This is a genomic window from Burkholderia sp. BCC1638 (assembly GCF_902833195.1).
GTDB classification, from domain to species: Bacteria; Pseudomonadota; Gammaproteobacteria; order Burkholderiales; family Burkholderiaceae; genus Burkholderia; species Burkholderia diffusa.
In genome coordinates, this window is the sequence record NZ_CADFEC010000019.1 from 118,932 (window position 1) to 126,701 (window position 7,770).

Genomic DNA, 7,770 nt, shown 5'->3' on the forward strand with positions numbered 1-7,770 from the left:
GCGCGGCCTGGCAAGCGCCGGCGCCGCCCGGGCGCTGGACACAGGAACGCTTGCCTTGAATTCACCGCTTGAAGCCAACCCCGATGCCCGGCGTGACGCGTCGTCCGCCGGGCGCGTTCGTGCGCCCGAAGGCACCTTCGAGCTGAGCCGCAAGCGCGTCGACGAACTCGACACGATCTTCGGCGACGGCGGATTGCTCACGCGCGCGCTCGACGGCTATCACCCGCGTCAGTCGCAAATCGAGATGGCGCGCGCGGTCGCGTCCGCGATGGAGGCGTCCGCGCGCCGGATGCCCGAGCCGGAAATCTTCGAGACCCGCAAGCGGCCGGCACGCCGCCTCGGCGAAGGCGACAAGGCGGCCGAATCCGCCGCGGAGGGGGCTGCGGTCGAAGCCGACGGCGACGCCGGCGACAACACACTGATCGTCGAGGCCGGCACCGGTACCGGCAAGACCTATGCGTATCTGGTGCCCGCGATGCTATGGGGTGGCAAGGTGATCGTGTCGACCGGCACGAAGCACCTGCAGGACCAGCTGTTCCAGCGCGACATCCCGACGGTGCGCAACGCGCTCGCGGTGCCGGTAACGGTCGCGATGCTCAAGGGCCGCTCGAACTACCTGTGCCATTACTACCTGCAGCGCACGGCCGACAACGGCCGCCTGCCGTCGCGCCAGGACACCGCGTATCTGCAGGAAATCGTCCGGTTCGCCAAGGTCACGAAGAGCGGCGACAAGGCCGAGCTCGCGAGCGTGCCGGAGACGGCACCCGTGTGGTCGATGGTCACGTCGACGCGCGACAACTGCCTCGGCCAGGAGTGCCCGCATTATAAGGAGTGCTTCGTGATGCAGGCGCGCCGCGAGGCGCAGCAGGCGGACGTCGTCGTCGTCAACCATCATCTGTTCTTCGCGGACATCATGCTGCGCGACACCGGGATGGCCGAACTGCTGCCGAACGCGAACACGGTGATCTTCGACGAAGCGCACCAGCTGCCGGAGACGGCCACGCTGTTCTTCGGCGAGACGCTGTCGACCACGCAGATCCTCGAACTCGCGCGCGACACGGTCGCCGAAGGCCTGAGCCATGCGCGCGATGCGGTCGAGTGGGTGAAGCTCGGCGGCGATCTCGAACGTGCGGCGCGCGACCTGCGTCTCGCGTTCGCGAACGACCAGATCGTGCGCATGTCGCTCGCGCAACTGGGCGACGATCACCCGATGTTCGGCGCGCTCGACGCGCTCGAAGTGGCGCTCGATGCGCTTGCCTCGGCGCTCGCGAGCCAGGCCGAGCGGGCGGAGTCGCTCGGTGCGTGCCTGCGGCGCGCACGCGAGCTGCAGGACCTGCTCGCGGGCTGGGTCGCGCCCGGCGCGGCGGAAGCGGCCGCGAAGGCCGATGCCGCGGTCGCCGGCGACAAGGCGGCCACCGACGACCCGAACGAGAAGGTGCGCTGGGTCGAAGTGTTCGCACATACCGTCCAGCTGCACGAGACGCCGCTGTCGGTTGCGCCGATTTTCGCGAAGCAGCGTGCCGGCGTGCCCCGCGCGTGGGTGTTCACGTCGGCGACGCTGTCGGTGCGCGGCGACTTCACGCACTACGCGGCCCAGATGGGCCTCAGCTCGCGGCGCTCGATGACGCTCGCAAGCCCGTTCGACTATCAGACGCAGGGCCTGCTGTATGTGCCGCGCAACTTGCCGCAGCCGTCGTCGCCGGCGTTTACCGATGCCGTGTTCGATGCCGCGTTGCCGGCGATCGAGGCATCGGGCGGCGGCGTGTTCATGCTGTGCACGACGCTGCGCGCGGTCGACCGGATCGCGTCGAAGCTGCGCGACGTGATCGAGTCGCGCGGCTGGAACACGCCGCTGCTGGTGCAGGGCGATGCCAGCCGTACCGAACTGCTCGATCGTTTCCGTTCGTACGGCAATGCGATTCTCGTCGGCAGCCAGAGCTTCTGGGAAGGCGTCGACGTGCGCGGCGACGCGCTGTCGCTCGTCGTGATCGACAAGCTGCCGTTCGCGCCGCCCGACGATCCGGTGCTGGCCGCGCGGCTCGATGCGTTGACCAAGAAGGGCTTGAGCCCGTTCGCGGTTCACCAGCTGCCCCAGGCCGTGATCACGCTGAAGCAGGGCGCGGGCCGGCTGATTCGCGCGGAGACGGATCGCGGCGTGCTGATGATCTGCGACACGCGGCTCGTCGACAAGCCTTACGGTCGACGGATCTGGCAGAGCCTGCCGCCGTTCAAGCGCACCCGCGAGATCGCGGTCGTGCAGGACTTCTTCGACGAGCATCGCGCGGCAAAACGCGCGTGACCGCGCTGCCGCCTGCTGCGGGCGGCACCAACAAAAAACCCGGCTCGAAGGCCGGGTTTTTTGTTGGGTGCTCGGGCGTCGCTCAGAACTGCCACCACGACTTCTTCGTGCCGGGGCGCGAATGGCCGGTGATGTACGGGCTGTCCGGGAAGGTTCCGGCGAGCACGCGCTTCGTGTCTTCCGCGAGTTCCGGCTGGTTCAGCTTGCCGTACGACAGGATCATGATGTGCAGCGCGTCCTCGATCGCCGGCGCGCCCTTGTAGTCCTTGATCGCGAGCTGCGCGCGGTTGATCGCCGCGACATAGGCGCCGCGCCGATAGTAATAGTCGGCCGCGTGCACTTCGTGCGAGGCGAGCGCGTTGACGATGTAGCGCATCCGGGCGGCGGCGTCAGGCGCGTACTTGCTCTTCGGGAACCGGTCGACGACGACCTTGAACGCGTCGTACGATTCGCGCAGTGCCTGCGGATCGCGCTCGCTCATGTCCTGGCCGGAGAAGCGGCCGAACAGGCCGAGATCGTCGTTGAAGTGGATCATCCCCTTCAGGTAGTACGCGTACGGGATATCCGGGTGATCCGGATGCAGCTGGATGAAGCGGTCGACGGCCTGATCGGCGGCTGCCGCTTCGTTGTCCTTCCAGCTGCAGTACGCGACGTTGATCTGCGCCTGTTGCGCGAAATGGCCGAACGGATCGCGACCCTGCAGCGATTCGAAATATTTCGCGCACTTGCCCCAGTCGCCGCCGGACAGTGCGTCCTGGGCCTCTGAGTATAATTTGTTGTTCGACCAGGTAGCCGTCTCGTCCTGCTTCTGCGGCAAGCCGTGGCAGCCGGCGATGAGGGCCGCGGCCGCTACCACCGCAGCTCGGGCGGCGACGGTTTTGGCCGTACGTTTGGTCGAATTCATCATGCTCGCATGTCCTAGCTTCAAGTCTCGGTGACCCAGTCTAAATGACCCGTTCAAGTTCGCAGAATGCCCCGCGGGGCAAGTCAAATCGCGAAGATTATAGCCCAAGCGATCGGCCCGCCGACGCTGCGTCGGGGGATTCTCCCGACGACGATCTCGCTGCAGACGCGATGCAGCCGCCTGTCGTGCCGTCCGCGGCGGCCGACGAAGCGCCGCGCGTCGTCGAAGTGCCGCTGTCGCTCGCGGGTGAGCGCCTCGATAAAGCGCTTGCCCAACTGTTCCCAGAATTCTCCCGCAGCCGCCTGCAGAGCTGGATCGAGGCGCAGCGCGTGCTGGTCGACGGCGCGCCGGCGAAGATCCGCCAGCCGGTGCCGCTCGGCGCGAGGATCGAGCTCGTGCCCGACCTGCTGCCCGAGCAGCTGGCGTTTACGCCGGAGCCGGTGCCGCTCGACGTGATCTACGAGGACGACGCGCTCGTCGTCATCAACAAGCCGGCGGGCCTCGTTGTCCACCCGGCTGCCGGCAACTGGAGCGGCACGATCCTCAACGGCCTGCTGCACCGCTACGGCGACGCGGCGGCCGGCCTGCCGCGCGCGGGCATCGTGCACCGGCTCGACAAGGAGACGTCCGGCCTCATGGTGGTTGCGCGCACACTCGCCGCGCAGACCGACCTCGTGCGCCAGCTGCAGGCACGCACGGTGAAGCGCCGCTATTTCGCGCTCGTGTGGGGCATGATGCCCGAAGACGGCACGATCGACGCGCCGATCGGCCGCGATCCGCGCGAGCGCACGCGCATGGCCGTCGTCACCGGCGCGTCGGGCAAGCCCGCGCGCACGCATTTCCGCACGGTTGACACATGCATGTGGCAACGTCAGCCGGTGTCCGCGATCCAGTGCGATCTCGAAACCGGCCGCACGCATCAGATCCGCGTGCACTGCTCGCATGTCGGGCATCCGCTGCTCGGCGATCCCGTGTACGGGCGCGCGCGCGGCAAGCGCTCGGTCGCGCCGCTGCCGGGCGGGTTCGCGCGGCAGGCGCTGCACGCCTGGCGGCTCGGCCTCGTGCATCCGGTCACGGGCAAGACGATGCAGTGGCGTTGTCCGTTGCCGGACGACATGAACGCGCTCGTCGCGGCGCTGGGCTTCGGGCAGGGCGACGAGGAATTCGACGATGAAGACGGTGTCTACGACGATGACGATTTCGCCGGCGATTATCAGGATCACGACGACGATTACGACGATGAGGAGGAGTGAGTGCCGATGACGAACCTGGCGCCGTTGACGTGGCAGGACTGCGTGCAGCCCGACTGGCAGGTGGCGCCGCGCGTGCGTGCGCTGATCACGACGCGCGACGGCGGCGTGAGCGAGGGCCCGTACGGGCGCTGGCAGGATGGCGCGGCGTTGCCGGGCGGGATGAATCTCGGCCTGCATACCGGTGACGATCCGGCCCATGTCGCCGCGAATCGCGCGCGCTTGCTCGCGCTGGCGGGCCAGTCGCGAGCGGCATGGCTCGAACAGGTTCACGGCGCGCGGATCGTGCGCGCGGACGAGGTGATCGAGGCCGCGCCGGGTGCCGAGGTGCCCGTGCAGGCCGACGCGAGCGTGACGGACCGCGCGGGCGCGGTCTGTATCGTGATGGTCGCGGATTGCCTGCCGGTGCTGTTGTGCGACGCGCAGGGGCGCGCGGTGGGTGCCGCGCATGCTGGCTGGCGCGGGCTCGCGGCCGGCATCGTCGAGCAGACCGCGGCTCGCGTCGCGGCACTCGCTGGCGGCGCGACGGATGAACTCCATGCGTACCTCGGGCCCGCGATCGGCCCGCGGGCATTCGAAGTCGGCGCCGACGTGCGCGAGGCGTTTCTCGACACGGCTCCGCAGTCGGAGCATGATGAGACGCGGCAAGCGTTCGTCGCGATCGACGGCGCGCCCGGCAAGTACCTCGCCGACCTCTATGCGCTTGCGCGCCTGCGCCTCACGCGTGCAGGCGTGGCGCATGTGAGCGGCGGGACCGACTGCACGCTCACCGAGCACGCGCGCTTCTATTCGTACCGGCGCGACCGCGTGACCGGCCGCATGGCGGCGGCGATCTGGCTGGCAGATTGACGGCTGACCGCGCGCGCTCGCGCGCGGCTTGGTTTGTTGCGCTGCGAAATCGGTTATTTCGATATTGGCGCGGCAATGCGGCGTTGCATGGACAACCGAATGAATAATCGCGAAGTCAAGTCGATCAAAATGTTTTATGTTTCGCCGGAAGCCTTGTCCCGCTTGTTGCGCACGGATTATCTCCGAGCAGAAATGTTCGGTGGTTTGACGCAGTGCTTCACATGGGGAAAACGATAATGATAAAAATACCGCACTGCGGCAGAATCTGGAGACGCCTCTCCAGAGCATGACGGCCCGGCTCGCAGCCGGCACGCCGCGCGCGAGCAGGATTTCACGATTGACGCTCACGAATCACCGGTAAGGCAGGTAATGACAGCATCGAAAAATTCGTCGACGTCCGCTCAGGCGGGCACTTCCGCAGGCAGCACCGGATTCGACCAGGCTACCCAGCCGATGCAGCGGATGTTCGAGGCATGGCTGAACGCCTGGCGCGGTTTCGCCGATCCGGCGCGCGCCGCAACGGCGGCGACCACCGCGAATCCGTTCGCCGCATTCCAGTTCCCGACATCCGTTCCGTTCCAGATGCCGTCGATGCCCGATCTGGGCGCCTTCGGCGGCCTGGCTTCGCCGTTCGCGGGACTGAAGCTGCCGGTGGCCGCGGTCCCGCCGGAGCAGCTCCAGAAGCTGCAGGCCGACTACGCGCGCGATTGCATGACGCTGATGCAGCAGGCCGCCGCGGCGAAGCTCGAGTCGCCTGAACTGAAGGACCGCCGCTTCAGCGCGGATGCGTGGAAGGCTTCGCCCGCGCATGCGTTCGCCGCTGCGTGGTATCTGCTCAACGCGCGCTACCTGCAGGAGCTGGCTGACGCGCTCGAGACTGATCCGAAGACGCGCGAACGTATCCGTTTCTCTGTCCAGCAATGGACCGCCGCCGCCGCGCCGAGCAACTTCCTGGCGCTCAATCCCGATGCGCAGAAATCGATCCTTGAGACGCAGGGCGAAAGCCTGCGGCAGGGGATGATGAATCTGCTCGGCGACATGCAGCGCGGCAAGATTTCGCAGACCGACGAATCGCAATTCGTGGTCGGCAAGAACCTCGGGTGTACCGAAGGCTCGGTCGTCTACGAGAACGACCTGATCCAGCTGATCCAGTACGCGCCGAAGACGGACAAGGTGTTCGAGCGGCCGCTCCTGATCGTGCCGCCGTGCATCAACAAGTTCTACATCCTCGACCTGCAGCCCGAGAATTCGCTCGTCGCGCATGCGCTGTCGAGCGGCCATCAGGTGTTCCTCGTGTCGTGGCGCAACGCCGATGCGTCGGTCGCGCACAAGACGTGGGACGACTACATGAACGAGGGGCTGCTCGCGGCGATCGACGCCGTGCAGCAGGTCAGCGGCCGCGAGCAGATCAACACGCTCGGCTTCTGCGTCGGCGGCACGATGCTCGCGACCGCGCTGTCGGTGCTCGCCGCGCGCGGCGAACATCCGGCCGCGTCGATGACGCTGCTGACCGCGATGCTCGATTTCACCGACACGGGCATCCTCGACGTGTTCGTCGACGAGGCGCACGTGCAGATGCGCGAGCAGACCATCGGCGGCAAGAACGGCGCGGCGCCGGGGCTGATGCGCGGCGTCGAGTTCGCGAACACGTTCTCGTTCCTGCGGCCGAACGACCTCGTCTGGAACTACGTCGTCGACAACTACCTGAAGGGCCGCACGCCCGCCGCGTTCGACCTGCTGTACTGGAACAGCGACTCGACGAGCCTGCCGGGCCCGATGTACGCGTGGTACCTGCGCAATACCTATCTCGAGAACAAGCTCCGCGTGCCGGGCGCGCTGACCGTGTGTGGCGAATCCGTCGACCTGTCGCGCATCGACGTGCCGACCTTCATCTACGGGTCGCGCGAGGATCACATCGTGCCGTGGCAGACGGCCTACGCGTCGACGTCGATCCTGACGGGCCCGTTGAAGTTCGTGCTCGGCGCGTCGGGCCACATCGCGGGCGTGATCAATCCGCCGGCGAAGAAGAAGCGCAGCTACTGGGTCAACGACAACGATCTGCCCGAATCCGCCGACGACTGGTTCGCCGGCGCGACCGAGCAGCCGGGCAGCTGGTGGACAACCTGGGTCGAGTGGCTCGACCAGTACGGCGGCCGCAAGGTGGCGCCGCCCGCCAAGGCCGGTTCCGCGCAGTTCCCGGTGATAGAACCGGCCCCGGGTCGCTACGTGTTGCAGCGCGATTGACGAAAGACGGACAGCGGCGCACGCTGTCCGGTGCACCGCAGTTTTTTTAACAGGGCCGGTAGCGATGCGCCGTGTCGTGCGGGCCTGGAGGAAAGGGAAATGACGGACGTAGTGATCGTATCGGCCGCGCGGACCGCGGTCGGCAAATTCGGCGGCTCGCTCGCGAAGATCGCGGCACCGGAGCTGGGCGCGACGGTGATTCGCGCGGTGCTGGAGCGTTCGGG

At 67.4% G+C, this 7,770-nt stretch carries 5 protein-coding genes and 1 pseudogene; 5 read left to right on the forward strand and 1 reads right to left on the reverse strand.

Features of this window, described 5'->3' with window-relative positions:
* Positions 1–55 precede the first annotated feature (55 nt).
* Entirely contained in the window at positions 56–2,299 is a 2,244-nt protein-coding gene (locus HWX22_RS21700) for an ATP-dependent DNA helicase (RefSeq protein ID WP_175916369.1), read from the forward strand.
* A gap of 82 nt (positions 2,300–2,381) precedes the next feature.
* Here the strand turns inward: HWX22_RS21700 and HWX22_RS21705 are convergent, their stop codons facing one another.
* On the reverse strand, positions 2,382–3,206 hold the full coding sequence (locus HWX22_RS21705; RefSeq protein WP_175916370.1) for an outer membrane protein assembly factor BamD: 825 nt from the start codon (positions 3,204–3,206) through the stop codon (positions 2,382–2,384).
* A 41-nt stretch (positions 3,207–3,247) separates the two neighbouring features.
* On the opposite strand from HWX22_RS21705, the gene HWX22_RS21710 reads away from it, so the two are divergent.
* The 4 genes and pseudogenes from HWX22_RS21710 to HWX22_RS21725 all read left to right on the forward strand — a co-directional run.
* Positions 3,248–4,456 (forward strand): RluA family pseudouridine synthase, encoded by a 1,209-nt coding sequence (locus HWX22_RS21710; protein WP_059693216.1) that lies wholly within the window; start codon positions 3,248–3,250, stop codon positions 4,454–4,456.
* Positions 4,457–4,462: 6 nt separating this feature from the next.
* Positions 4,463–5,302, forward strand: coding sequence for a peptidoglycan editing factor PgeF (gene pgeF, locus HWX22_RS21715; RefSeq protein ID WP_175916371.1), 840 nt, complete (start codon positions 4,463–4,465; stop codon positions 5,300–5,302).
* Positions 5,303–5,671: 369 nt separating this feature from the next.
* Positions 5,672–7,546 (forward strand): class I poly(R)-hydroxyalkanoic acid synthase, encoded by a 1,875-nt coding sequence (gene phaC, locus HWX22_RS21720; protein ID WP_175916372.1) that lies wholly within the window; start codon positions 5,672–5,674, stop codon positions 7,544–7,546.
* 99 nt (positions 7,547–7,645) lie between these two features.
* Positions 7,646–7,770 (forward strand): annotated as a pseudogene (locus HWX22_RS21725) (acetyl-CoA C-acetyltransferase); the annotation flags it as partial.

Bases quoted from the DNA above. Each gene is read 5' to 3' on its own strand.
- pgeF (WP_175916371.1), top strand. From the start codon at position 4,463: ATGACGAACCTGGCGCCGTTGACGTGGCAGGACTGCGTGCAGCCCGAC.
- HWX22_RS21705 (WP_175916370.1), bottom strand. From the start codon at position 3,206: ATGATGAATTCGACCAAACGTACGGCCAAAACCGTCGCCGCCCGAGCT.
- HWX22_RS21710 (WP_059693216.1), top strand. From the start codon at position 3,248: ATGACCCGTTCAAGTTCGCAGAATGCCCCGCGGGGCAAGTCAAATCGC.
- phaC (WP_175916372.1), top strand. From the start codon at position 5,672: ATGACAGCATCGAAAAATTCGTCGACGTCCGCTCAGGCGGGCACTTCC.